Origin of the sequence: Pseudomonas sp. B21-053 (assembly GCF_026016365.1) — a bacterium.
GTDB lineage: Bacteria > Pseudomonadota > Gammaproteobacteria > Pseudomonadales > Pseudomonadaceae > Aquipseudomonas > Aquipseudomonas nunensis.
On the sequence record NZ_CP087205.1, the window covers coordinates 979,929 to 1,002,833 of the forward strand.

The 22,905-nt window shown below is 59.0% G+C and carries 17 protein-coding genes; 7 read left to right on the plus strand and 10 right to left on the minus strand.

Annotated features, from left to right (window positions below; all coding sequences use genetic code 11):
- Positions 1-139: 139 nt before the first annotated feature.
- The gene (locus LOY68_RS04415; protein WP_265043142.1) at positions 140-1,681 is read left to right on the plus strand and encodes an alkaline phosphatase D family protein; all 1,542 of its coding nucleotides are present in this window, start codon (positions 140-142) and stop codon (positions 1,679-1,681) included.
- 151 nt (positions 1,682-1,832) lie between these two features.
- On the opposite strand, the gene LOY68_RS04420 is transcribed toward LOY68_RS04415, so the two are convergent.
- Complete coding sequence (locus LOY68_RS04420; RefSeq protein ID WP_265043144.1) at positions 1,833-4,358, minus strand: sulfite reductase flavoprotein subunit alpha; 2,526 nt, start codon at positions 4,356-4,358, stop codon at positions 1,833-1,835.
- 255 nt (positions 4,359-4,613) lie between these two features.
- Entirely contained in the window at positions 4,614-6,872 is a 2,259-nt protein-coding gene (locus tag LOY68_RS04425) for a TonB-dependent receptor (RefSeq protein WP_054050004.1), read from the minus strand.
- 207 nt (positions 6,873-7,079) lie between these two features.
- On the opposite strand from LOY68_RS04425, the gene LOY68_RS04430 reads away from it, so the two are divergent.
- The 4 genes from LOY68_RS04430 to LOY68_RS04445 all read left to right on the plus strand — a co-directional run bounded on the left by LOY68_RS04430 (position 7,080) and on the right by LOY68_RS04445 (position 12,015).
- Positions 7,080-7,760, plus strand: a complete 681-nt coding sequence (locus LOY68_RS04430) for a Fe2+-dependent dioxygenase (protein WP_054050003.1) — start codon at positions 7,080-7,082, stop codon at positions 7,758-7,760.
- Complete coding sequence (locus LOY68_RS04435) at positions 7,757-8,509, plus strand: tetratricopeptide repeat protein (RefSeq protein ID WP_265043147.1); 753 nt, start codon at positions 7,757-7,759, stop codon at positions 8,507-8,509. Before LOY68_RS04430 ends, LOY68_RS04435 begins: the two co-directional genes overlap by 4 nt.
- A 227-nt stretch (positions 8,510-8,736) precedes the next feature.
- Positions 8,737-11,001 carry an alpha-xenorhabdolysin family binary toxin subunit A gene (locus LOY68_RS04440; RefSeq protein WP_265043149.1) on the plus strand — a complete coding sequence of 755 codons (2,265 nt, stop codon included), beginning with the start codon at positions 8,737-8,739 and terminating at the stop codon, positions 10,999-11,001.
- Between the two features lie 120 nt (positions 11,002-11,121).
- A complete protein-coding gene (locus LOY68_RS04445) occupies positions 11,122-12,015 on the plus strand; it encodes a hypothetical protein (protein WP_265043151.1) in 894 nt (297 codons plus the stop codon).
- 52 nt (positions 12,016-12,067) lie between these two features.
- On the opposite strand, the gene LOY68_RS04450 is transcribed toward LOY68_RS04445, so the two are convergent.
- From LOY68_RS04450 to LOY68_RS04470, 5 genes are all read right to left on the minus strand, one after another.
- Positions 12,068-13,231 (minus strand): type III PLP-dependent enzyme, encoded by a 1,164-nt coding sequence (locus tag LOY68_RS04450; protein WP_054049998.1) that lies wholly within the window; start codon positions 13,229-13,231, stop codon positions 12,068-12,070.
- A 464-nt stretch (positions 13,232-13,695) separates the two neighbouring features.
- Positions 13,696-14,853, minus strand: coding sequence for a betaine/proline/choline family ABC transporter ATP-binding protein (locus LOY68_RS04455; RefSeq protein WP_010463440.1), 1,158 nt, complete (start codon positions 14,851-14,853; stop codon positions 13,696-13,698).
- Complete coding sequence (locus LOY68_RS04460) at positions 14,850-15,503, minus strand: ABC transporter permease (RefSeq protein ID WP_054049996.1); 654 nt, start codon at positions 15,501-15,503, stop codon at positions 14,850-14,852. The genes LOY68_RS04455 and LOY68_RS04460 overlap by 4 nt, the downstream gene beginning before the upstream one ends.
- A gap of 9 nt (positions 15,504-15,512) precedes the next feature.
- Positions 15,513-16,406, minus strand: a complete 894-nt coding sequence (locus tag LOY68_RS04465) for a glycine betaine ABC transporter substrate-binding protein (protein WP_265043158.1) — start codon at positions 16,404-16,406, stop codon at positions 15,513-15,515.
- 20 nt (positions 16,407-16,426) lie between these two features.
- Positions 16,427-17,143, minus strand: coding sequence for an ABC transporter permease (locus tag LOY68_RS04470; protein ID WP_054049992.1), 717 nt, complete (start codon positions 17,141-17,143; stop codon positions 16,427-16,429).
- A gap of 490 nt (positions 17,144-17,633) precedes the next feature.
- Here LOY68_RS04470 and LOY68_RS04475 point away from each other — a divergent pair, with 490 nt between their 5' ends.
- Together LOY68_RS04475 and LOY68_RS04480 are read left to right on the plus strand one after the other, a co-directional pair.
- Complete coding sequence (locus LOY68_RS04475; RefSeq protein ID WP_054049990.1) at positions 17,634-19,217, plus strand: peptide chain release factor 3; 1,584 nt, start codon at positions 17,634-17,636, stop codon at positions 19,215-19,217.
- 373 nt (positions 19,218-19,590) lie between these two features.
- The gene (locus LOY68_RS04480) at positions 19,591-19,845 is read left to right on the plus strand and encodes a hypothetical protein (protein ID WP_054049986.1); all 255 of its coding nucleotides are present in this window, start codon (positions 19,591-19,593) and stop codon (positions 19,843-19,845) included.
- Positions 19,846-20,031: 186 nt separating this feature from the next.
- Here LOY68_RS04480 and LOY68_RS04485 read toward each other — a convergent pair whose 3' ends face one another.
- The 3 genes from LOY68_RS04485 to LOY68_RS04495 are packed head-to-tail and all read right to left on the minus strand — an operon-like array spanning position 20,032 to position 22,902.
- Entirely contained in the window at positions 20,032-21,012 is a 981-nt protein-coding gene (locus LOY68_RS04485) for a peptide ABC transporter ATP-binding protein (RefSeq protein WP_222589761.1), read from the minus strand.
- The gene (locus LOY68_RS04490; RefSeq protein WP_054049984.1) at positions 21,012-21,980 is read right to left on the minus strand and encodes an ABC transporter ATP-binding protein; all 969 of its coding nucleotides are present in this window, start codon (positions 21,978-21,980) and stop codon (positions 21,012-21,014) included. Before LOY68_RS04490 ends, LOY68_RS04485 begins: the two co-directional genes overlap by 1 nt.
- A gap of 10 nt (positions 21,981-21,990) precedes the next feature.
- Positions 21,991-22,902 (minus strand): ABC transporter permease subunit, encoded by a 912-nt coding sequence (locus LOY68_RS04495; RefSeq protein WP_054050199.1) that lies wholly within the window; start codon positions 22,900-22,902, stop codon positions 21,991-21,993.
- Positions 22,903-22,905 lie beyond the last annotated feature (3 nt).

Here is a 22,905-nt window from a genome sequence, read left to right on the forward strand (position 1 = left end):
CGAAGGCTGTCTGTCAGTTGGGAAGGATGTTGACTGACACGACGCCTTCGCGAGCAAGCCCGCTCCCACAAGGGAACTGTGTTTTCACACGGGCGTCATGCGCACATGCTTAAGTTTCCCTTTTTTCAGGGAGAACACCATGAGCGAATTCAACCTCGGCCGCCGGCGTGTCATGCAAGCCGTCGGCGCCGGTTTGTTGCTGCCCGGCCTGGCCCCGGCGGTGATCGCCTCGGTCAAGGATCGGCCGCAACTCACCGACGGCGTGCAGTCCGGCGACTTGCTGGGCGACCGTGCGATGGTCTGGAGCCGCAGCGACCGTCCCGCGCGGATGGTGGTGGAGTGGGACACCCGCAGCCTGTTCACCAACCCCCGTCGTTTCGTTTCGCCCCTGGCGGATTCGCGCACTGACTTTACCGCTCGTGTCGAACTCACTGGCCTGCCCGCCGATCAGGCGATCTTTTATCGTGTGCACTTCGAAGACGCCCAAAACGGAACGAGCAGCGAACCCTGGTTCGGCCACCTGCGCAGCGTACCGACGACCCGGCGCGATCTGCGTTTCGTCTGGAGCGGCGACACCGTCGGCCAGGGCTTCGGCATCAACCCGGACATCGGCGGCATGCGCATCTACGAAGCCATGCGCCTGCGTCTGCCGGACTTCTTTATCCACAGCGGCGACACCATCTACGCTGACGGCCCGGTGCCGGCGCAACTGACCACCGAGAGCGGTCGGGTGTGGCGCAACATCACCAGCGAAGCCAAGAGCAAAGTCGCCGAAACCCTCGACGAATACCGCGGCAATTATCGTTACAACCTGATGGACGAAAACATCCGCCGCTTCAACGCCGAAGTACCGCAGATCTGGCAGTGGGACGACCACGAAGTGGTGAACAACTGGTCGCCGGGCAAGCAGCTGGACGAGCGCTACAAGAGCAAAGATATCCACAGCCTCGTCGGCCGTGCGCGCCAAGCCTGGCTCGAATACGCGCCCATGCGATTGCAGAGCGCCGACAACGGCGGGCGGATTTATCGCCAGCTCAGCTATGGGCCGATGCTCGATGTGTTTGTGCTGGATATGCGCAGTTATCGCGGGGCGAACGACGACAATTTGGGCGGTGAAAAACCGTTCCTCGGGCGTGAGCAACTGGACTGGCTGAAGGCCTCGTTGAAAGCCTCGAATGCGCAATGGAAAGTCATCGCGGCCGACATGCCGATTGGCCTCGGCGTGCCCGACGGTGAAGTCAGTCCGGGTGTGGCGCGTTGGGAAGCGGTGGCCAACGGTGATCCGGGAACGGCGCAGGGTCGAGAGTTGGAAATCGCAGAATTACTCGGATACCTGCGCGCGCAGCAGGTGCGCAACTTCGTGTTTTTGACGGCGGACGTGCACTACTGCGCGGCGCATCACTACCACCCGGATCGCGCGGCGTTCCAGGATTTCGAACCGTTCTGGGAGTTCGTCGCCGGGCCGTTGAATGCCGGCAGCTTCGGGCCGAATCCGTTGGATAAAACCTTTGGGCCGGAGGTGGTATTCGAAAAAGCACCGCCGGCGCAGAACACCTCGCCGTTTGCCGGGTTTCAGTTTTTTGGTGAGGTGAATATTGATGGGCAAAGCGGGGAGATGAGTGTTGTGCTGCGGGATCTGGATGGGGTGGGGGTGTTTGAGCAGAAGTTACAGCCGGTTTGACTCATTTCCGCCTGCAACAAAACCAATAATGTAGGAGCGAGGCTTGCCCGCGAAGGCGGCTTAACATTCAACATCTCCGTTGAATGACACACCGCCTTCGCGGGCAAGCCTCGCTCCTACAGGGATCAGGGCCGGATCTGATTTGTGGGTGTCAGTAGACGTCGCGGCGGTAGCGGCCTTGTTCGATCAACCGGTCTACTTCTTCGATCCCGAGTATTTCGTTGAGCGCGTGGTCCACGCCTGAGGCCATGCCCTGCAAGCTGCCGCAGATGTAGATCACGGCACCCTCGGCCAGCCACTTCTTCAGCTCGGTGGCGGATTCGCGCAGGCGGTCCTGGACGTAGACCTTCTCGGCCTGATCCCGGGAGAACGCCAGGTCCAGTCGCTCCAGATCGCCCTCGATCAACCATCCTTCCAGCTCATCGCGGCATAAATAATCGTGCTCGCGCTGGCGCTCGCCAAACAGCAGCCAATGCCGTTGTTGCCCGTCGGCAATGCGTGCCTTGAGCAAACTGCGCAGCCCGGCCAAACCGGTGCCGTTGCCCAGCAGGATCATCGGCACGGGTTCGGTCGGCAGATGGAAACCGCTGTTACGCCGCACTCGCAGGCTGATGCTGCCGCCCACGGGCGCATGTTCGGTGAGCCAGCCGGAGCCGATGCCGAGGCTGCCATCGGGGTGCACTTCCTGGCGGACGATCAGTTCCAGAATGCCGTCGGCGGCGATCGAGGCGATGGAATATTCGCGCATCGCCAGCGGCACCAAGGCCTGCACCAGCGCCTGGGCATGCAGGCCGACCAGGTGCGCGCGGTTCTCCGGCATTTGCCGACTGGCGAGGGCCTGGTCCAAAGGTTGCGACAGACCATCGAGCTCAACCATGGCGCGGCCATCAATCCCCAAGCCATCGAGGAAGTGCTCGATCGCCCACGGACAATTGCGCGGCATGACTTCCACCAGGTCCCCGGCCAGCCAACTGCTGGTGTTCGGGGCGCTGAGGCCGATCTTGTACACCGGCGAGCCGCAGCTGTCGGGGTTCATCAGTTCGCGACGGGTCAGCGTCCAGTTGTCGTAGCTGGGCGCTTGCCAGGTGTCTACCGGCGCCTGTCCGGTCACCAGGCCGAGTTGCTGCTGCCAGTGACGCAAGGCGTAGGGGTCGCCGCTGTCGACTTCCACCGGGGCAAACAGGGTCTTGCCGCCGTGTTCGCCGAGCCAGGTGTGCAAGCGTCGGGCGAAACCGCAGAAGTGTTGATACTGGCGGTCACCCAGACCGAGCACCGCATAGTTCAGGCTTTCCAGGCTCGACGCCTGGCTCAGCACTTTGCGTTCGAAACCCCGGGCACTGTCCGGCGCTTCACCGTCGCCAAAGGTACTGACCACGAACAGCGCATTGCTCGAATCGCGCAAATCCTGCTCGCTGACACTCGCCAGTGGCTGCACCTTCACCGGCAACCCGGCGGCCTGCAATTGCCCGGCGGTCTGCCACGCGAGTTGCTCGGCGAACCCGCTTTGACTGGCGAAACCGATCAGCCACGCCGGCGCATCACTGCCCGGTTGCACGAGGCCTTTACGCGCGTCCTTGATCTGGCGTTTCTTGCGCCGACGATCCAGGTACAGCAGCCAGCCCGTGACGAAAAACAGCGGCATGGTCAGCGCTGTGACGGTCAGGATGACCCGACCGACGATGCCGAAATAACTGCCGGTGTGCAGCGCGTAGATACTGGTCAGCAGCTGCGCCTTGAAGCTCTTGTCGCTGTAGCGGTCGTGGCGTTTGACGATGCCGGTCGCCGGATCGAGGCTGATCTCGTTCAATGCGCGGTCATGGGGCGAGGTGTTCAACAGGTAGAACACGGTCGCCGGTTGGCCGGCCAGGGGCGGCATGCGGATGTTGTAGGCGGACAGGTTAGGGCCGGCGGCGCTGTAGATGCTGCTCCACATTGCTGCGTAATCGGCGCTCGGCGCAGGACCGCTCGGCGCCGGGCCTCGATTGCGAACCCGCTCGTTCTGCGGCGCGTCGGACAGCAACTTGGTCAGTCCCTTGTTGTACCACTCGTAGGACCAGGACAACCCGGTCAGCGCGGCCAACAGGTAAAACACCAGGCACCAGGTGCCCGCCACCGAGTGCAGATCCCAATTGAAGCTGCGGCCTTTTTTCTTCCAGTCCAGGGTCAGCCAGGCGCGCCACTTGTTCCATTGGCGCGGCCAGCGCAGGTATAGGCCGGACAGGCAGAAGAACACCAGGATGAGCGTGCAGGCGCCGGTGATCTGCCGACCGGTGTCGCCCATGGCGAGGAACCGGTGCAGTTGCAGCATCAGGCCGAAGAAGTCCTGGCCGGTGGCGTCACCGAGGAATTCGGCGGTGTACGGGTCGAAGTAGCGCATCTCACCGCGACGTTCGCCCGGTGGCGGGGTGAAGATCACGCGCGCGGCGTTGCCGCTGTCGGTCTCGACCCAGAGCATCGAGACTTTCTTGCCGGAGGTGGCTTCGATGCGCTCAACCAACTCGGCGGGTGGCAAGACACCGGCGACCTGCTTCTCCACCTGCAACACAGAGGGATTCAGCGCCCGCAGGATTTCATCCTGGAACGAATAGGCCGCACCGGTTATGCCCATCAGGGCCAGGACCAGTCCGGCACTGATGCCAAAAAACCAGTGCAACTGGAACAGGGTTTTCTTCAACACGTCGCTCGCCTTGTTCGTTCGAAAGTAATCATCACGGCGCGCATTATGCCGTGGGTTGTCGAGAAACATTCTTTATTACGTACAAAAGCCCCGTTCAATTGAATGAACGGGGCCTGGTCCTGATGTCCGCCGCATTCCCTGTAGGAGCGAAGCTTGTTCGCGAAAGCGGTGTGTCAGGCAGTTTCGATGTCGACTGACACGACGCCTTCGCGAGCAAGCTTCGCTCCCACAGGGGGATTGCGGTGTGGCTGGCAATCAGAAGTGGAAGTTCGCACTCAGCAGGGCGGTACGGCCCGCCGCCACGTGGGCGTAGTGCGTCTGGAACACCTGGTCGAAATAACGCTTGTCGGTCAGGTTCTGTACGTTGAGTTGCAGGTCGACGTTCTTGGTCAGCGCGTAGCTGGCCATGGCGTCGTAGCGCCAGTAGGACGGGATCTCCACCGAGTTGGCGACGTTGCCGAACTGCGAATCGACGAAGGTCGCGCCGCCGCCAATGGTCAACTTTTCCGGGATCAGGTCGTAGGTCGACCACAGGGTGAAGTTGTTCCGTGGCGTGCTCGGCATATGGTTGCCTTTGTCGGCGGCGAGGGTGGTCTTGACCACTTCGCTTTCCATGTAGGTATAGCCGCCGAAGACTTTCCAGTTACGGGTCAGTTTGCCGGTGTAGGTCAGCTCCAGACCGTTGACGGTTTGTTCGCCGTCCAGCACTTGGGTGGTGGCGCCGTCCGGATCGTCGATACGGGCGTTGGTTTTCTCGGTGCGGAACAGTGCGGCGGTCAGCGACAGGTCGTCGCCGAAGAAGTCCCACTTGGTGCCGATCTCGTAGTTGCGGTTCTTTTCCGGGTCCAGGTCGCTGTTGTTCGCTGCCAGTTCCAGGCTGCCGTTACCGCTGGTTTCACCGGCCGGGTTGCTGGAAGTGGAGTAGGCCGCGTACACGCTACCGTTAGGCAGCGGGTTGTAGACCACGCCGATCTGGTAGTTGACCAGGTCGGTGGTGTTCTCCCGGGAGAAACTGCCCGCCGGGGTGGTACGACCGGCATTGGCGTAGCCGCTGGATTCGGTCTGGTAGTTGTCGTAACGCAGGCCCAGGTTCAGGGACCATTGCTCGTTGAACTTCAGCGTATCGAACACATAAGCCGCAGCGGTCTTGGTGTCGGTGTCGGTGAAGGCATTGCTGTCTTTGATGGAGCCCGACCAGTTATCCCCAGGCGTCGGCTTGTACAGGTTGGTGCAGTCGCCGGAGTTGAACAACGCGCGGTTGCAAGTGGTGCCGGCAGCCGTGGAGGTCAGGATATACGGGCGGTTGTGAGTGTCCTGATAGGAAAACTCCAGGCCAGTGACCAGGCTGTGTTCGATCGCGCCGGTGTTGAACTTGGCGCTCAGGTCGGTCTGGTTGACCCAGCCGCTGGACGTCGAGTTACGGCTTTTCGAGCCACGGTAAACGCTGCCGTTGGCCACGTTGCCCTTGCTGTCGTCGGGGTTGGTGACGATGTAGTCGAGGGTCGAACGGGACATGCGGAAGCTGTTGGAAACGGTCAGGTCTTCATTCAGATCGTGTTCGATCTTGATCGTGCCGCTGTCGTTTTCGGTCTGGCGATAATCGCGACCGGTGAGGCCGTAGAAATTGTCTTTATTGACGTTGGCCGGTTTGTCGACGTGGTACTTGCTGCGGTTCGGGCTCAAGGTCAGCGGCACGCCGTAGTCCGGCATGTCGTCGGTTTCGACGTGGTAGTAACCGACGGTCACTCGGGTGTCGGTGCCCAGGCCGAAGGAGAAGGTCGGCGCCACGCCCCAGCGGCTGACGTCCACGCCGTCACGCCCGGCGACGTTGGCTTCGTGCTTCATCAGGTTCAAACGGAAGGCCGAGGTGTCGTTGATCTGTTGGTTCAGGTCGAGGGTGGTGCGCTTGGTCTGGTCCGAACCCCAAGTGAAGCCGCCATTGTAGAAGTTGCCCAGTTTGGCGGTCTTGCTCACCAGGTTCAGGCTGCCACCGGTGGAACCGGCGCCGGTGAAGGCCGAGCCCGGGCCTTTGCTGATTTCGACGGATTCAACGTCGAATATTTCACGGCTCTGGGACGCCGGGTCGCGCATGCCGTCGACGAACACATCGCTTTCAGCGTTGAAGCCGCGAATGATCGGACGGTCGCCGGCCGGGTTGCCGCCTTCACCGGCACCGAAGGTGATGCCCGGCGTGGTGCGCAATGCGTCGACCAGGCTGGTGGCGCCGGTGTCGCGGATCACTTGTTGCGGAATCACGGTGACGCTTTTCGGCGTCTCGCGCAGCGGTGCGGTGTATTTTTTCGAAGCCGAGGTGTCGGTCTTGTAGGAGGTGTCTTGTTCCTCGCCAACCACGCTGGTGGCGTCCAGGGAAATCGCATTGCCCGAGGCTTTTTCGTCAGTCTTCTCGGCAGCGAACACCATGTGCCCAGCGGAGCCGGCAGTGATCGCCATGCCAATGGCAGAGGCGAGCAAACGTGGTGAACTGACCGGCGATTGTTGTAATTGGCGTGACATGTGAATTCCCCTCCCCAAGGATTTGAGGTCGCGGAATATAGGGTAAACAGGTATTTGTATCAATTGCGAAACGTTACTATTCGCGACGAATTTACATTCTTTACAATTTAACCTTACGGTTTTTGCTGTCTCGTTCGTCTGTGGGGTTTTACACAGTCAATAAGAATCAATACCATTGGCGCCCCTTTGACCACCAGGTGTCGTCTCATGCTGCTGCACATTCCCGGCGTGTTCGCGAAAGAAGAAGTGCAGCGCATTCGCGAAGCCCTGGAACAGGCGGATTGGGCCGACGGCAAGATCACCGCCGGCTTCCAGTCGGCCAAGGCCAAGCACAATCTGCAACTGCCGGAAGGGCATCCGTTGGCCAAGGAAGTCGGCGCGGCGATGCTCGAACGCCTTTGGAAAAATCCGCAGTTCATGTCAGCCGCGTTACCACACAAAGTCTTTCCGCCGTTGCTGAACTGCTACACGGCGGGCGGCAGTTTCGACTTCCACATCGACAACGCCGTGCGCCAGCCCAAGGGCAGCATCGAGCGGGTGCGCACCGACCTGTCGGCGACGCTGTTCTTCAGCGAGCCGGAGGATTACGACGGCGGCGAGCTGGAAATCCAGGACACCTTCGGCACCCAACGGGTCAAGTTGCCCGCCGGCGACATGGTCCTGTACCCCGGCAGCAGCCTGCACAAGGTCAACGCCGTCACTCGCGGTACGCGCTATGCCTCGTTCTTCTGGACCCAAAGCCTGGTCCGTGAAGACAGCCAGCGCGCCTTGCTGTTCGAGATGGACGGCGCGATCCAGCAACTGACCCAGGACATGCCCGATCACCCGTCGCTGATCCGCCTCACCGGCACTTATCACAACCTGCTGCGCCGCTGGGTCGAGGTATGAGTTATCAACTGCGCCGCGAGGAAGTCCTCGACGGTGACCGGCTCAAAGCCATGCTTGAGGAAAGTCCGGCGCGGGCGGCCCAGGCGATTCTGATCGCTGCTCGCGAAGGCGTACTCGATGCCCAGGCCTTGCTCGGGCAGATTTTGCTGGATGGGCAGGGCATTGAGCAGGATCAGCCGCTGGCGGTGCGTTGGTTCGGGATTGCCGCCAATGGCGGACACTTGATGGCGCGCAACATGCTCGGTCGTTGTCATGAGCATGGCTGGGGTTGCGCCGCTGATGCAGCAGTGGCGGCGGGGCATTATCGACTGGCGGCCGAGAAAGGGCTGGATTGGGCGATGTACAACTATGCCAATCTGCTGGCGACCGGTCGTGGCGTGGTTGAGGACCAGGTGCAAGCGCTGGGTCTTTATCGTCGTGCCGCTGAAGTGGGCCACGCGAAATCGATGAACCTGCTGGGGCGTTATCTGGAAGAGGGTCTTCATTGCGCCGCCGATCTCTCGGCAGCGTTTGACTGGTATCGCCGTTCGGCCCAGTGCGGGGATTTTCGTGGTCAATTCAGTTATGCCAGTGTTTTGGTAGAGCGCTCGCAAATTGAAGAGGCACTCTTCTGGTATCGCGAGGCAATGCTTGGAGGGCATTCAGCCTTTCTGACGGTCAGCGCTCGAACCTTGTCGAAAGTACCCAGTGTTGATATTCAATCAATGGCCCGTGAGTATGAGTTGCGCGCAGTGCTATTAAACGAATGACGATTGTTTGTAATTAAATCGGGCCTGCAGTTTTGCAGCAAGTTGTCACTTTATTCATGGATGTATGATTCGGGATTTTTGTATACATATCTCGTATGGGTTTGTGCTTTTGTACGAACTTCTTTTGTGTTTTAGTTGTTCTCGGGTTTTTAATGAGTTGATCGTTTTACATGCCCGGCCACTTCGATGGCGACAGAGTTTTATATTGACTAATTAAAGGAATAATTATGTCCGGTAATAATTTGTGGGGCGATGCCCTGAAGAATGCGACACCTCAGCAAATCATGGATTTTGCAGCCGAAGCGCCGAAGAAGTTGAGCAATGCCTCCACCTCGGACTCCTATGGTGTCGTTCGTGATGCGGGACTGTTGCTCACCAAGAAGCAGATCATTGATTTGCGAAAGTACGAGTCGGCGGGACTAGCACTTCCTCATAATTTGAAAGACGTCGAAGATTATCTACGCTTTGGCGCCGGCCAGGACGGCGGTTCCGGCCTGCGCCCTGCTGATTTCCTGACCACCTTCCAGAACACCCGCAACCATGCCCGACGTTGGTCGCCATTGCGCGAGCGGATCATGATGACAGGCCGCGGGCTCAAGGATTTCGCCATTAGCATGCTCACCTACGGGGCCTCGATGAAAGAGGTGTATAGCGAAGTCAGGGCCTCGGGTTTACTGGATAAACACAATGTCAGAAACCTCGCGCAACTCAAGGCGCTGGAACTGGAGTGGGGGGACAGGTTTCCGGGGATTGAACTTGAGTCCGATACCGTCAGTACGCTGGGTTACTACCTCAATCGGATCTTTGAAAAAATTGATAGCAATCTCAGGGTTGTTGCCGGCATAAAAAAAGATCTGGACTTATTTGGTTATGATCTGCGGGAACATGTTTTACCCGATATCAAGTTGAGAGTTGGTTTGATTGACAGCAGTAGCTTGTCTGCAGATATCAAGCAACTGAAAGTGATTGTTGATGAGCGTTCGAAAGAAATCGACATCAAAAACACTGAGTATAAAGCGGCCGTTCAGGAGGCGTTGAAGGCAGCAGCGGGGATGAACATTGTGGGTTTGGCAATGGCCATCTACATGGGCGTCGAAGCTGAAAATATTCGTGTGGCGCGTGAAAGGTTATACACCGAACAAGAGCGGGATATTCAGCTGCTGGCCAGCAAGAATCAGACGCTGGGCGCTCTGGCCCGTGTGAAGCTTGATCTGCAAAGATTGATGATCGTTGCAATCGACGCTGATGTGGCCACGCAAAACCTTATGCATGTGTGGAATGTCATGCACCTGTGTGTCAAAAACTCGGCCGCTGCGGTTAATCAAATCAATGATGCCTTGAGCCTGAGGATCTTCATGACGGAATTCGAAGAAGTGGTTAACCCGTGGAAGCAGATTGAAACGGATTCGGACGCACTCATCCAAGTATTTAAAGAAGCTGACGAAGAATATGAGCGCAACTATTCGCTGGCACCGCGCGCGATGAAAATGGTCAGCCTCTTCAGCCCGGCCTATCCGCCGTTGAATCTGTCGGCGCTGAAGTCCACTCATGAGCAGATGCGCGATGCCCGCACGCAAGCGCACGTCTGGCAGGTCAAGCTCGGTTACCTGCCTGACTTGTTCGACCGCTTCAATCGGATGGTGATCAGCGTGGGGCAAGGCGCGAATCAATTGCAGAGTTCGGCCTTGGAGAGTGGGTTTGAGCTTGAAAACACCTTGCGCCGACTTGCCCGCAACGAAAAGGAGCTGCGCAGCGAAACCGACCGCGATGTTATTGAAGAGATCCGGGCCGAGCGCCAGCATCTGTTGAATAGCGCGACCCGTGCTATCACTGAACAGACGGCGCAGGTTCGTCGATGCTTCAACAACATTAACGATCCGTTTGATCGCCGCCTGACACAGGCTTATATCCTTGATTTCGAGCGCGAGGAGCGCCTGGCCAAAGCTGAAATCGTTGCACTACAAGCCAAGCTGGCGGCGCTCGGCCAGGAGCGCAAGGTCATTGTCGATGCGGTCCAGACTCTGGAACAAAATGGTATTGAAGCGCTGGGCAAGGACATTGAAATGACCCTCGGCAAAGTCACCGAACTGGGCCTGGCACCGCCCGAAATCAAACTGGTCATGATGGCAATCGATCAACTGAAGAAAACCCTGATCGATGCAGGTAACACGATTCGCTTCGTGGACATGCTCCGCGAGAGCGACAAGCTGCAGCGGAAAATCGAAACCCTGGCCAATGAGATTGATCGTGAACACGCTATCACTCAGGCATCGATCGGCAAGGTGACTTACCTTCGGGCTATCCACTCCACGGAAAATCTGCGGCAGGAGTACGCCGTGGAATACGGCGCCGCCGTTTCAGCTTTCGAGAAGTTTCTCGCGGCCACGGCGGCGTCGAAATTTGCCGATGACGACGCACTCAGTGCGGCGTTCAAGGAGCAAGCGGCACTGTTCATCACCTTCCTCGCGCCTGTGTCGTTGCCACAGCGCTAGGTTCCCGTTCACTCTTCCACTGCCGTCGCCATCCGTTGGTGATTGAGCCGATGCGGTGGTGACCTGCCTGTGGGCGTCTGTCCACTGGCAGGGAGGATTTGTCAGGCTAAGGAAAGGCTGATGCTTGATTATTTATTGGCAGAAAAGAACTTTGCCACCTTGAAACAATACGTCGATTTTTTGAACGGGCTGCCCAAGACGCTGGACGAGATCAACGGCTTCTCCGATTCCATCGCCCGGGCTGGCTACATCCTGCTGCCTCGCCCAAATGCTCAGGCATTGATCCAGGTCGCCCGCGCCAACGCACAATCCTGGCGAGAGATAGGTGTCGCAGTGCCTAGTCTGGGAAGACTATCGGCCCAAGTGTTAAGCGACACCGGCGGATTTCTCCAGGAGTTTCAGGCGATTGTCTCCGTGACTCAGAATCGTCGATTGCCGATTTCTGTGATTGATCCCCGGCAGTTCACTGTTTTGAAGTCTGTCGGTTGGGGCAATGCCCCGTGCAATGACATCATCGATGTCCTGCATGAACTCTATGCCCGGTTGGAGCGTTGCCAGGAAGCAGTGTCAGCCTTCAAGTCGCACCTGACGAATCTAGCCGGGGCGATCCATGGCATTTTTGTTCGTTTCATCGAGTCGTTGACACTGCCACTAAGTACCGATGGGCCAATGTCCAAGATTGAGGCCTACTACACCTTGGGGCGGATCGGTTTGCCGGACATGGGTTACGATCCAGGTCAGTCGCACTCAGAGGCACAACGACTGGCGTTTGCCCGAGCGCATATCTCGCGGTTGTTCGAGCTGCACCGGCGCACGAGTGTGGCTGTGAGCAATCTCGGCGACTTCTGCTACCGCTGGGTCTACATGCTGGATGAGGCGAAGCGAGCGCTGGCAACCCATCATGCGCATCAGACAATGTCACGTGCCAAGGCGTCGTTGCCGCTGGTTACTGGTTCGCTTGAAGAGGTCAGTAACATGTCCGAACAATTGGTTCGAATGGCCAGGATGTTCTAATAAAAAAAAGCCCATGACACGTCATGGGCTTTTTAGGTTTCGCGTACGGCGTTTACACGTAGAACGACTTCAGCGGCGGGAAGCCGTTGAATTCAACCGCGCTGTAACTGGTGGTGTAGGCACCGGTGGACAACCAGTACAAACGATCACCAATGGCCAGGTTCAGCGGCAAACCGTATTTGTAGTTTTCGTACATGATGTCGGCGCTGTCGCAAGTCGGGCCGGCGATGACGACTTCTTCCATCTCGCCTTTCTTCTCGGTCCAGATCGGGAACTTGATGGCTTCGTCCATGGTTTCGATCAGGCCGGAGAACTTGCCCACATCCGTGTACACCCAGCGCTCTACCGCAGTGCGGGATTTGCGCGCGACCAATACCACTTCGCTGACCAGGATGCCGGCGTTGGCGATCAACGAACGGCCCGGTTCCAGGATAATTTCCGGCAGATCGTCACCGAAATCTTCCTTGAGGAAACGGATGATTTCTTCAGCGTAGGTTTCCAGGCTGTTGGTGCGGGTGATGTAGTTGGCCGGGAAGCCGCCGCCCATGTTGATCAGCTTCAGGTGGATGCCGTCTTCTTCTTTCAGGCGCTCGAAGATCACTTTGACCTTGGCGATCGCTGCGTCCCAGACGCTGATGTCGCGCTGTTGCGAGCCGACGTGGAACGAGATGCCGTAAGGCACCAGGCCCAGGTCGCGGGCGAGGATCAGCAGGTCCATGGCCATGTCGGTCTGGCAGCCGAATTTGCGCGACAAAGGCCAATCGGCAGTGGTCGAGCCTTCGGTGAGGATGCGCACGTAGACTTTCGAACCCGGTGCAGCCTTGGCGATGTTGCGCAGGTCGGCTTCGGAGTCGGTGGAGAACAGGCGCACGCCCTTGTCGTAGAAGTAGCGGATGTCCTTGGATTTCTTGATGGTGTTGCCGTAGCTGATGCGGTCCGGGCTGACGCCGCGGTCCATCACTTTGTCCAGCTCATAGATCGACGCGATGTCGAAGCTCGAGCCTTTCTCTTTGAGCAGGTCGATGATTTCAACGGCCGGGTTGGCCTTGACTGCGTAATAGACTTTGGCGAATTCGAAACCGGCGCGCAGGTCGTCATAGGCCTGGCTGATCATCGCGGTGTCGATCACCACGAACGGGGTTTCTTGGGTGTCGGCGAAGGCCTTCAATCTCTGGAAGGTTTCGCGCGCGTAATAGTCTTCGACGTTGATCGACATGCTGGGATCTCCTACTGGCAAACTAAATTAATCAATGGGCGCAAATGAACGTCCTCCGTATCCCCACTTTGGTTCGCCTACTTCCCAAGGCATGTCGCCGAAAGCAAAAAGGCCATGGGAAATGCTGCTTCCCTTGGCCTTGCTGTCTCGTCGTCAGTACTTGAGCCGGATGGATCGTTTCCAGCATGGACGTTCGGCGCGAACTTTAGGGCGTGAGGGGCTTGAGATCAACAAAAAATGTCGCGTTTTTGCACGCTTCCGTCGTGCGGTCCCTGACAGCTACTGATGTAACCGACCTGCATGACAGTGTGATGTTCCCCGGATGAGGGGATTTTGGCGGGATTCAGATAAATCGAGTTGGCCCATTCGCGGGCAAGCCTCGCTCCTACAGGGTTACTGCATGCCGTGATGTTGCGTACGACACTGCACCTGTAGGAGCGAGGCTTGCCCGCGAAGGCGTCAGATCAGGCCAACGCAGTCTCGGCTGGCGAAACAATGCTGGTCTTGCCGCCACGGGACTTGCCGGAGCTCAGGTACTCGGCAATCGATTCCTGGGTCACTTCACCGAGGAACACCCGCTCGGCATCCATCACCGGCAGCCACGAGCGGTTGAACTCGTACATGCGCGACAGCAGGATGCGCAAATGCTCGTCGAACGCCGCCGTGGCGTTGAACTCGCGCAGGTATTGCGCGCAAGTGCCGGTCTGACGGTGCAGGTCGCGACGGCGTACATAACCGAGCGCCTTGTTCTCACCGTCCGTGACCACCACGTAACGACGGTCGAGTTCATCCATCAACTCCAGGGCCTCGGCCACCGGGGTTTCCGGGCTTACCGACGGCGCGTTGTCCGCCGCGTCTTCGGCTTTCACCAGCAACAGACGCTTGAGCGTGCTGTCCTGGCCGACGAAGTTGCTGACAAAGTCGTCCGCCGGGTGCGCGAGCAGGGTGTCCGGGTGATCGATCTGCAACAGCTTGCCGGCGCGGAAGATTGCAATCTTGTCACCCAGCTTGATCGCTTCGTCGATGTCGTGGCTGACCATGATCACGGTCTTGTTCAGCGCGCGCTGCATCTCGAAGAACTCGTTCTGGATCATCTCGCGGTTGATCGGATCGACTGCACCGAACGGTTCATCCATCAACAACAGTGGCGCATCCGCCGCCAGTGCGCGAATCACGCCGATCCGCTGCTGCTGGCCGCCGGACAATTCACGCGGGTAGCGATTCAGGTATTGCTTGGGCTCGAGCTTGATCATGCTCATCAACTCGCGGGCGCGGTCGTGGCATTTCTGCTTGTCCCAGCCGAGCAGGCGCGGAACGATGGTGATGTTTTCTTCGATGGTCATGTTCGGGAACAGACCGATCTGCTGGATCACATAACCGATGTTGCGGCGCAGGGTCACGGCGTCGAGGTCGGTGGTGTCTTCGCCGTTGATCAGGATCTTGCCGGAGGTCGGCTTGATCAGGCGGTTGATCATCTTCAGCGTGGTGCTTTTGCCGCAACCCGATGGCCCGAGGAACACACAGATTTCGCCTTCATTGACGGTCAGGCTTACCGAGTCCACGGCTTTCACATCTTTGCCGTTGCTTTGGAAGGTCTTGCTGAGGTTTTGAAGTTCGATCATTTGAGCAGTCCTTTTGGAGTCAGCGTGCGTTGCAGCCATTGCAGAAGCAGGTCGGCGAAGATGGCCAGGAGACTGACCAGCACGGCGCCGACGATCAGCATCGACATGTCGCTGCGGCTGATTGAAGCGAGAATAAGTACACCGAGGCCACCGGCACCGATGGTCGCGGCGATGGTCATGACACCAATGTTCATGACCACGGCGGTGCGTACGCCGGCGAGGATCACCGGCACGGCGATTGGCAGTTCAACCATGCGCAGGCGCTGGCCGAAGGTCATGCCGATGCCGCGGGCGGCTTCGCGAATGCCGGGTTCGACGCCGGTCAGCGCCAGGTAGGTGTTACGCATGATCGGCAGCAGCGAATACAGAAACACTGCGGTGATCGCCGGCATCGGGCCCAGGCCCTGGCCGAATTTGGAGTAGAACGGCAGCAGCAGGCCGAACAGCGCAATCGACGGCACGGTCAGCAGCACCGTGGCGCTGGCTTGCAAGGGGCCGGCGAGCGTCGGGAAGCGCGTCATCAGCACGCCCAGCGGCACGCCAACAAGGATCGCCAGCGTCACCGCGATGCCGACCAGGGTGATGTGCTGCAAGGTCAGGTGCAGCACCAGCGGCCAATCGAGATGGGAAAAGGCGTTCAGAAATTCCATGTCTTCTCCTCAGTTCAGTGGATGCTGGCGCAGGAAATCTGCGGCAACGGATGAAGGGCTTTCGTGATCGACATCGACCCGCGCATTCAGCTGGCGCATGGTCGCGTCGTCGAACAGTTCAGCCAGTGGCTTGAGTTCTTCGGCAAGCTTTGGATGGGCGTCGAGGTAAACCTGACGCACGACCGGGGCTGCGGTGTAGTCCGGGAAGTAATGCTTGTCGTCTTCGAGCAGCTTGAGTTTGAAAGCGTTCAAGCGACCGTCGGTGGTGTAGACCAGACCGGCAAACACCTGGCCGTTACGCAGCGCGGTGTAGACCAGGCCCGCATCCATCTGCCGGATGTTCTTGCGGGTCAGGTTCATCCCGTAGAGATCGACCATGCCGTCCAGACCGTCGGAACGGTTGGCGAACTCGGTGTCCAGCGCGACGAGGTGGTTATCTTTCTTCTCGGCCTGCAGCACCGTGTTCAGCTCGCTGATGGTGTTGATCTGCGGATAAGCCTTCGCGGTGGCTTCCGGCAGGGCCAGGGCGTAGGTGTTGCTGAATTTCGACGGCGTGAGCCAGACCAGGCCTTTTTTCGCGTCGAGTTCTTTCACCCGGGCGTAGGACTGAGCGCTGTCGAGCTTGTCAGTAACGTGGTTGTAAGCCACCAGCGACACGCCGGTGTATTCCCACATCAAATCCAGCTGACCACTTTCGTGGGCGCTGCGGGCCAGGTTGCTGCCCAGACCGCCGGTCACCTGGGTGTCGTAACCCTTGGTGCGCAGGTACTGGGACGTGATTTCGGCGAGCAGGGTTTGTTCGGTGAACACCCGGGCGCCGATGCGGATAACCGGTTTTTCAGCGGCTTGAGCGATTCCCGAGAACAGCAGAACGCAGCCTATTAGAAAGCTTAATTTCTTCATGATTATTCCTTTGCCGAGGCTTAAGACGGGCGTAGGCCGCGTTCGAGCCAGAGGCGACTGGCGAGTGTCACCAGACCGTCGAGCAGCAAGGCCAGCAGGGCGGTACAAGCCGCGCCGAGCAGCAGTTGCGGCTGATTGTTCAGGGCGATGCCAGGGAAAATCAGGCTGCCCAGGCTGTTGGCACCGATCAGGAACGCCAGCGGTGCAGTACCGACGTTGATCGCCAGGGCCACGCGCACGCCACCGATGATGATCGGTACCGCGTTCGGCAGTTCGACCCGCCACAGCACTTGCGTCGGGGTCATGCCGATACCGACCGCCGCTTCCTTCAGCGAACCCTGGACGTTTTTCAGGCCTTCATAGGTATTGCGCACGATCGGCAACAGCGAGGCGAGGAACAGGGCGAAGATCGCGGGGCCGCTGCCGATGCCCAGAATCCCCAGGGCGATGGCCAGTACGGCGAGAGGCGGCACGGTGTTGCCGATGTTGAAGATCTGCATGAAGCGTTCAGCGCGGCCCACCATGGTCGGGCGGCTGAGGAAGATACCGGCAGGGATGCCCACAACGAGGGCGGCCAGCATGGAAACAAGGACGAGAATCAAGTGAGCTTGCAGGTAGAACAACAAATCGTCGCGGTAATGTTCGATCGTGTTGATGCCAATCCAGTGGACCAGCAGGGCCAGGAGTGCGACGACAACCGCACCTCCAATAAGCCCCTTGCCATAGCGAATAGCCACAGGCGGACTCCTTTTTTTCTTGGTCGGCGAACGCAGTCCCGTGTGGCAATGCCATCACTGGCTGCCGGGATATCAACGTTCGCGAGAAGCAGCTCTTCATGCTGATGCAACCGCATGAGATCGAGCCATAAGCGCAGCCTCGTCAGGCTAACTTGCAGGTTTTGCAAACCCTGCTACGAGAGCTGTAACAGGGGAGTGGACGCCTCCACCTTTTAAAAGGTTCCATAATTAACAGCATTTAGCCACCTTTGATCTCGATTACCCGATGTAGCAGCTGTCGAGCCCGCGAGGCTGCGTCCGGCGACGAAGTCGTCGTCAAGTCACCTGTCGCGGTCTGCCTGATACACCGTGCGTCTGGTTTTACGACGACTTCGTCGCCGGACGCAGCCTCGCAGGCTCGGCAGCTGCTACAGGGCGAACGGTGGTTCGGAGGTAACGTTTTGGGCTATACTCGCCGCCCTTTTTTGAATCACCTGCCAGGCGATTTCCCATGACCAAACAGGCCGCCGAAGTCGCGAAACGCCGCACTTTCGCCATTATTTCCCACCCCGATGCCGGTAAAACCACCATCACCGAGAAGCTCTTGCTGATGGGCAAGGCGATTGCGATTGCGGGCACGGTGAAGTCCCGCAAGTCCGACCGCCATGCCACCTCCGACTGGATGGAAATGGAAAAGCAGCGTGGTATCTCGATTACCACGTCGGTCATGCAGTTCCCGTATCGCGATCACATGATCAACCTGCTCGACACCCCGGGCCACGAAGACTTCTCCGAAGATACCTACCGTACCCTGACGGCAGTGGACTCGGCCTTGATGGTCCTCGACGGCGGTAAAGGTGTTGAGCCTCGGACCATCGCGCTGATGGACGTCTGCCGTCTGCGTGACACGCCGATTGTCAGCTTCATCAACAAACTCGACCGTGACATCCGCGACCCGATCGAACTGCTCGACGAAATCGAAGCGGTCCTGAAGATCAAGGCTGCGCCGATCACCTGGCCGATCGGTTGCTACCGCGACTTCAAAGGCGTTTACCACCTGGCCGACGACTACATCATCGTGTACACCGCCGGTCACGGCCACGAGCGCACCGATGTGAAAATCATCGAGAAGCTCGACTCCGATGAAGCCCGCGCGCATTTGGGCGACGAGTACGACCGTTTTGTCGATCAACTGGAACTGGTGCAGGGCGCCTGTCACGAATTCAATCAACAGGAATTCCTCGACGGCCAACTGACCCCGGTGTTCTTCGGTACTGCTTTGGGTAACTTCGGTGTCGATCACGTGCTCGACGCCGTGGTCAACTGGGCGCCGAAACCGCTGGCCCGTGTCGCCAACGAGCGCACCGTTGAGCCGGTCGAAGAGAAATTCGCCGGTTTCGTGTTCAAGATCCAGGCGAACATGGACCCGAAACACCGCGACCGCATCGCCTTCATGCGTATCTGCTCCGGCAAGTACGAAAAAGGCATGAAGATGCGCCACGTGCGCACCGGCAAAGACGTGCGGATCGGCGATGCGCTGACGTTCTTCTCCTCCGAGCGTGAGCAACTGGAAGAAGCGTTTGCCGGCGACATCATCGGCCTGCACAACCACGGCACCATCCAGATCGGCGACACCTTCACCGAAGGCGAAGTGCTCGGGTTTACCGGCATTCCGCACTTCGCCCCGGAACTGTTCCGCCGCGTGCGTCTGCGTGATCCGCTGAAATCCAAGCAACTGCGCCAAGGCTTGCAGCAATTGGCGGAAGAGGGCGCGACCCAAGTGTTCTTCCCCGAGCGCAGCAACGACATCATCCTCGGCGCCGTCGGTGTGCTGCAGTTCGATGTGGTCGCCAGCCGCTTGAAAGAGGAATACAAGGTCGAGTGCTCCTACGAGCCGATCACCGTGTACTCCGCGCGCTGGATCGATTGCGACGATAAGAAGAAGCTCGAAGAGTTCAAGGTCAAGGCAGTGGAAAACCTCGCCATCGACGGCGGCGGCCACCTGACCTACCTGGCGCCGACCCGGGTTAACCTGGCGTTGATGGAAGAGCGCTGGCCGGACGTGAAATTCCGTGCGACCCGTGAACATCACTAAGCGCTGACCGGCTACACCAAAAACCCCGTTGCGAAAGCTGCGGGGTTTTTTATTGCCCCGATTTTTTGGCCATTGAAGCGAACCCTGTGGGAGCGAGCTTGCTCGCGATGGCGTTTGATCATGCGACAACAATATCGGCCTTGATGGCCTCATCGCGAGCAAGCTCGCTCCCACAAAGGTGCATCAGTGTTAGAAATTTTGGGCATAACCTTTATTCCAAACCAATCTGCCCATTCACGGCAATTCCCGCCCTTCGTTAGCGTCCTATCTGGTGAACCCTGCCGATCGGAACTAGATTTCAGTCAGCGCCACGGCAATCGGGTCATGCGCCGTCAGGCACCCATGCTGCATCTCAGAAAGGATGGAATCGGCTATGAGCATTTTTCAACGCATTGTGCTGTTGCTTAAGGTTTTGGTGATGCTGTCCGTGGGTATGTCGGCGGCGTGGGCCGAATGCCCGGAGCATGGCGAGCAGGCGTCCAGTGGGCAGGCGGTGCACACGGGGATGATGATCGCCAAGTCTGAATCGGAGGCCGGTGATCAGGGGCAGGGCGGTAGCGCCGACGATGACGACTCGACCACGGACGAACCTGACAGCGACGACGATGAAGGCGACAGCCAGACGTAAACCTAAATCGCAGACAAAAGAAAACCCCTTCTACCGAACTGATGCGCAGTCCAGGAAAAGGGGTTTGGTTAACCGGTAAAGCTGTAATCCCTGTGGGAGCGAGCCTGCTCGCGAAAGCGGTGTGTCATTCAGCAGTGATGTCGATTGATATTCCCTCTTCGCGAGCAAGCCCGCTCCCACATTTTTTTATGCCGCGCCGTCGAGAAACTGTTCGGCGTAGTGGCAAGCCACCTGTCGACTGTCGAGCAGGCGCAGGGCCGGCTCTTCAGTGCTGCAACGCTCGGTGGCGTACGGGCAACGCTTGTGGAAAGCGCAGCCGGATGGCGGGTTCAACGGGTTAGGCAACTCGCCGACAATCTTGATTTTCGGCTTGTTCGGGTCCGGGTGAATGGTCGGGGTGGCCGACAGCAACGCCTGGGTGTACGGGTGCAGCGGGCGCTCGTAGATGTCGTTCTTCGGGCCCATTTCCACCGGGCGACCAAGGTACATCACCATCACGTCATCGGCGACGTGTTGAACCACCGCCAGGTTGTGCGAGATGAACACGTAGGCGGTGTTGAACTCTTGCTGCAGATCCATGAACAGGTTCAGCACCTGCGCCTGGATCGACACGTCCAGCGCCGAGGTCGGTTCATCCGCCACCAGCACCTTCGGTTGCAGCATCATGGCGCGAGCCAGGGCGATCCGCTGGCGCTGACCGCCGGAGAACATGTGCGGATAACGCTGGTAGTGCTCAGGACGCAAGCCCACCTGCTTCATCATCGCCTGGACTTTCTCGCGACGTTCAGCCGCCGACAGGTTGGTGTTGATCAGCAGCGGTTCGCCGAGCTGGTCACCGACTTTCTGCCGTGGGTTCAACGATGCGTACGGGCTCTGGAACACCATCTGCACGTCTTTGCGCAGTTGCTTGCGCTGGGCCTTGTCGGCGCCGGCGACTTCTTGCCCGGCGATTTTCAAGGAACCGGAGGACGGCTCTTCGATCAGCGTCAGGGCGCGGGCCAGGGTGGATTTGCCGCAACCCGATTCGCCAACGACAGCGAGGGTTTTGCCGGCTTCCAGTTCAAACGACACACCGTTCAAGGCGCGTACGGTCGCATGGCCCTTGAACAGGCCACGGGACACTTCGTAGTGACGGGTCAGGTCGCGGGCGGTAAGTACGACGGCCATTACGCCACCTCCTGGTTCAGCGGGTAGAAGCAGCGGGCGAGGCTGTTGCTTTTCGGGTCAAGGCCAGGACGTTGCTGACGGCAGGAGTCCTGCACGTATGGGCAACGCGGCGACAGCAGGCAACCCTGCGGACGGTCGTAGCGACCGGGAACGATGCCCGGCAACGTGGCCAGACGCGTAGCGCCGAGGCTGTGTTCAGGAATCGCCTTGAGCAGTGCTTCGCTGTACGGGTGCGCCGGAATGTCGAACAGTTGCGGCACTTGACCCACTTCCACCGCTTGACCGGCGTACATCACGCACACGCGCTGGGCGGTTTCAGCCACGACCGCAAGGTCGTGAGTGATCAGCACCAGGCCCATGTTCTGCTCTTTCTGCAAGGCCAGCAGCAGGTCCATGATCTGGGCCTGGATGGTCACGTCGAGGGCCGTGGTCGGTTCGTCGGCGATCAGCAGTTTCGGTTCACCGGCAATCGCCATGGCGATCGCAACGCGTTGGCTCATACCGCCGGAGAGTTGATGCGGGTAGGCCTCCATACGGCTGGCGGCGCCCGGGATTTCAACTTTTTCCAACAGTTCGATGGCACGCTTGCGCGCTTGCTTGCCGGACATTTTCAGGTGCAGGCGCAGCACTTCTTCGATCTGGAAACCGACGGTGTAGCTCGGGTTCAGCGCGGTCATCGGGTCCTGGAAGACCATGGCCAGGTCTTTGCCGACGATTTGTCGACGCTGACGGCTGCTGAGTTTGAGCATGTTCTTGCCGTCGAAATTCAGGGCGTCGGCAGTGACGATCCCCGGATGCTCGATCAGGCCCATCAGCGCCATCATGGTCACGGATTTACCGGAACCCGACTCGCCAACGATGGCCAGGACTTCGCCTTTATCCACAGTGATGTCGAGGCCATCGACCACCGGGACGGCGTTCTTGTCGCCAAAGCGAACGTTGAGATTCTTGATTTCTAACAGTGACATTTGAATCTCCTCAGGCGGCGTTCTTGAGTTTCGGGTCCAGCGCATCGCGCAGACCGTCGCCCATCAAGTTGATTGCCAGCACGCTGAGCAAAATGGTCAAGCCAGGCAGACTTACCACCCACCAGGCGCGTTCGATGTAGTCGCGAGCCGAAGCCAGCATGGTGCCCCACTCAGGGGTTGGCGGTTGTACGCCAAGGCCCAGGAAGCCCAGGGCGGCGGCATCGAGAATCGCCGAGGAGAAGCTCAAGGTCGCTTGAACGATCAACGGTGCCATGCAGTTCGGCAGCACGGTGACGAACATCAGGCGTGGCAGGCCGGCGCCGGCGAGGCGCGCGGCGGTCACGTAGTCGCGGTTCAGTTCACCCATCACCGCGGCGCGGGTCAGACGAACATAGGACGGCAACGAAACCACGGCGATGGCGATGATGGTGTTGATCAGGCCAGGGCCGAGGATGGCGACAATCGCCACGGCCAGCAGCAGGGATGGCAGGGCCAGCATGATGTCCATCAGGCGCATGATGGTCGGGCCGAGCACGCGCGGGAAGAACCCGGCGAACAGACCCAACAGGATGCCCGGAATCAGCGACATCACTACCGACGACAAGCCGATCAGCAGGGACAAGCGCGAACCGTTGATCAAGCGCGACAACAGGTCGCGACCCAGTTCATCGGTGCCGAGCAGGAACTGGATCTGCCCGCCTTCCAGCCAGGACGGCGGGGTCAGCAGGAAGTCACGGTATTGCTCGCTCGGGTTATGCGGGGCAACCCACGGCGCGAAGATTGCGCAGAAAATCACCAGCAGCATGAACAGCAGGCCGGCGACGGCGCCTTTGTTCTTGGAGAATGCTTGCCAGAATTCTTTGTACGGAGACGGGTACAGCAGGCTTTGATCGACTGCTACCGCTGGAATTGGAGTGGTCATGGT

Coding starts and splice junctions, on each gene's coding strand:
- LOY68_RS04490 (WP_054049984.1), bottom strand. CDS start 21,980: ATGTCACTGTTAGAAATCAAGAATCTCAACGTTCGCTTTGGCGACAAG.
- LOY68_RS04495 (WP_054050199.1), bottom strand. CDS start 22,902: ATGACCACTCCAATTCCAGCGGTAGCAGTCGATCAAAGCCTGCTGTAC.
- LOY68_RS04430 (WP_054050003.1), top strand. CDS start 7,080: ATGCTGCTGCACATTCCCGGCGTGTTCGCGAAAGAAGAAGTGCAGCGC.
- LOY68_RS04475 (WP_054049990.1), top strand. CDS start 17,634: ATGACCAAACAGGCCGCCGAAGTCGCGAAACGCCGCACTTTCGCCATT.
- LOY68_RS04485 (WP_222589761.1), bottom strand. CDS start 21,012: ATGGCCGTCGTACTTACCGCCCGCGACCTGACCCGTCACTACGAAGTG.
- LOY68_RS04480 (WP_054049986.1), top strand. CDS start 19,591: ATGAGCATTTTTCAACGCATTGTGCTGTTGCTTAAGGTTTTGGTGATG.
- LOY68_RS04440 (WP_265043149.1), top strand. CDS start 8,737: ATGTCCGGTAATAATTTGTGGGGCGATGCCCTGAAGAATGCGACACCT.
- LOY68_RS04445 (WP_265043151.1), top strand. CDS start 11,122: ATGCTTGATTATTTATTGGCAGAAAAGAACTTTGCCACCTTGAAACAA.
- LOY68_RS04460 (WP_054049996.1), bottom strand. CDS start 15,503: ATGGAATTTCTGAACGCCTTTTCCCATCTCGATTGGCCGCTGGTGCTG.
- LOY68_RS04435 (WP_265043147.1), top strand. CDS start 7,757: ATGAGTTATCAACTGCGCCGCGAGGAAGTCCTCGACGGTGACCGGCTC.
- LOY68_RS04425 (WP_054050004.1), bottom strand. CDS start 6,872: ATGTCACGCCAATTACAACAATCGCCGGTCAGTTCACCACGTTTGCTC.
- LOY68_RS04455 (WP_010463440.1), bottom strand. CDS start 14,853: ATGATCGAACTTCAAAACCTCAGCAAGACCTTCCAAAGCAACGGCAAA.
- LOY68_RS04415 (WP_265043142.1), top strand. CDS start 140: ATGAGCGAATTCAACCTCGGCCGCCGGCGTGTCATGCAAGCCGTCGGC.
- LOY68_RS04465 (WP_265043158.1), bottom strand. CDS start 16,406: ATGAAGAAATTAAGCTTTCTAATAGGCTGCGTTCTGCTGTTCTCGGGA.
- LOY68_RS04450 (WP_054049998.1), bottom strand. CDS start 13,231: ATGTCGATCAACGTCGAAGACTATTACGCGCGCGAAACCTTCCAGAGA.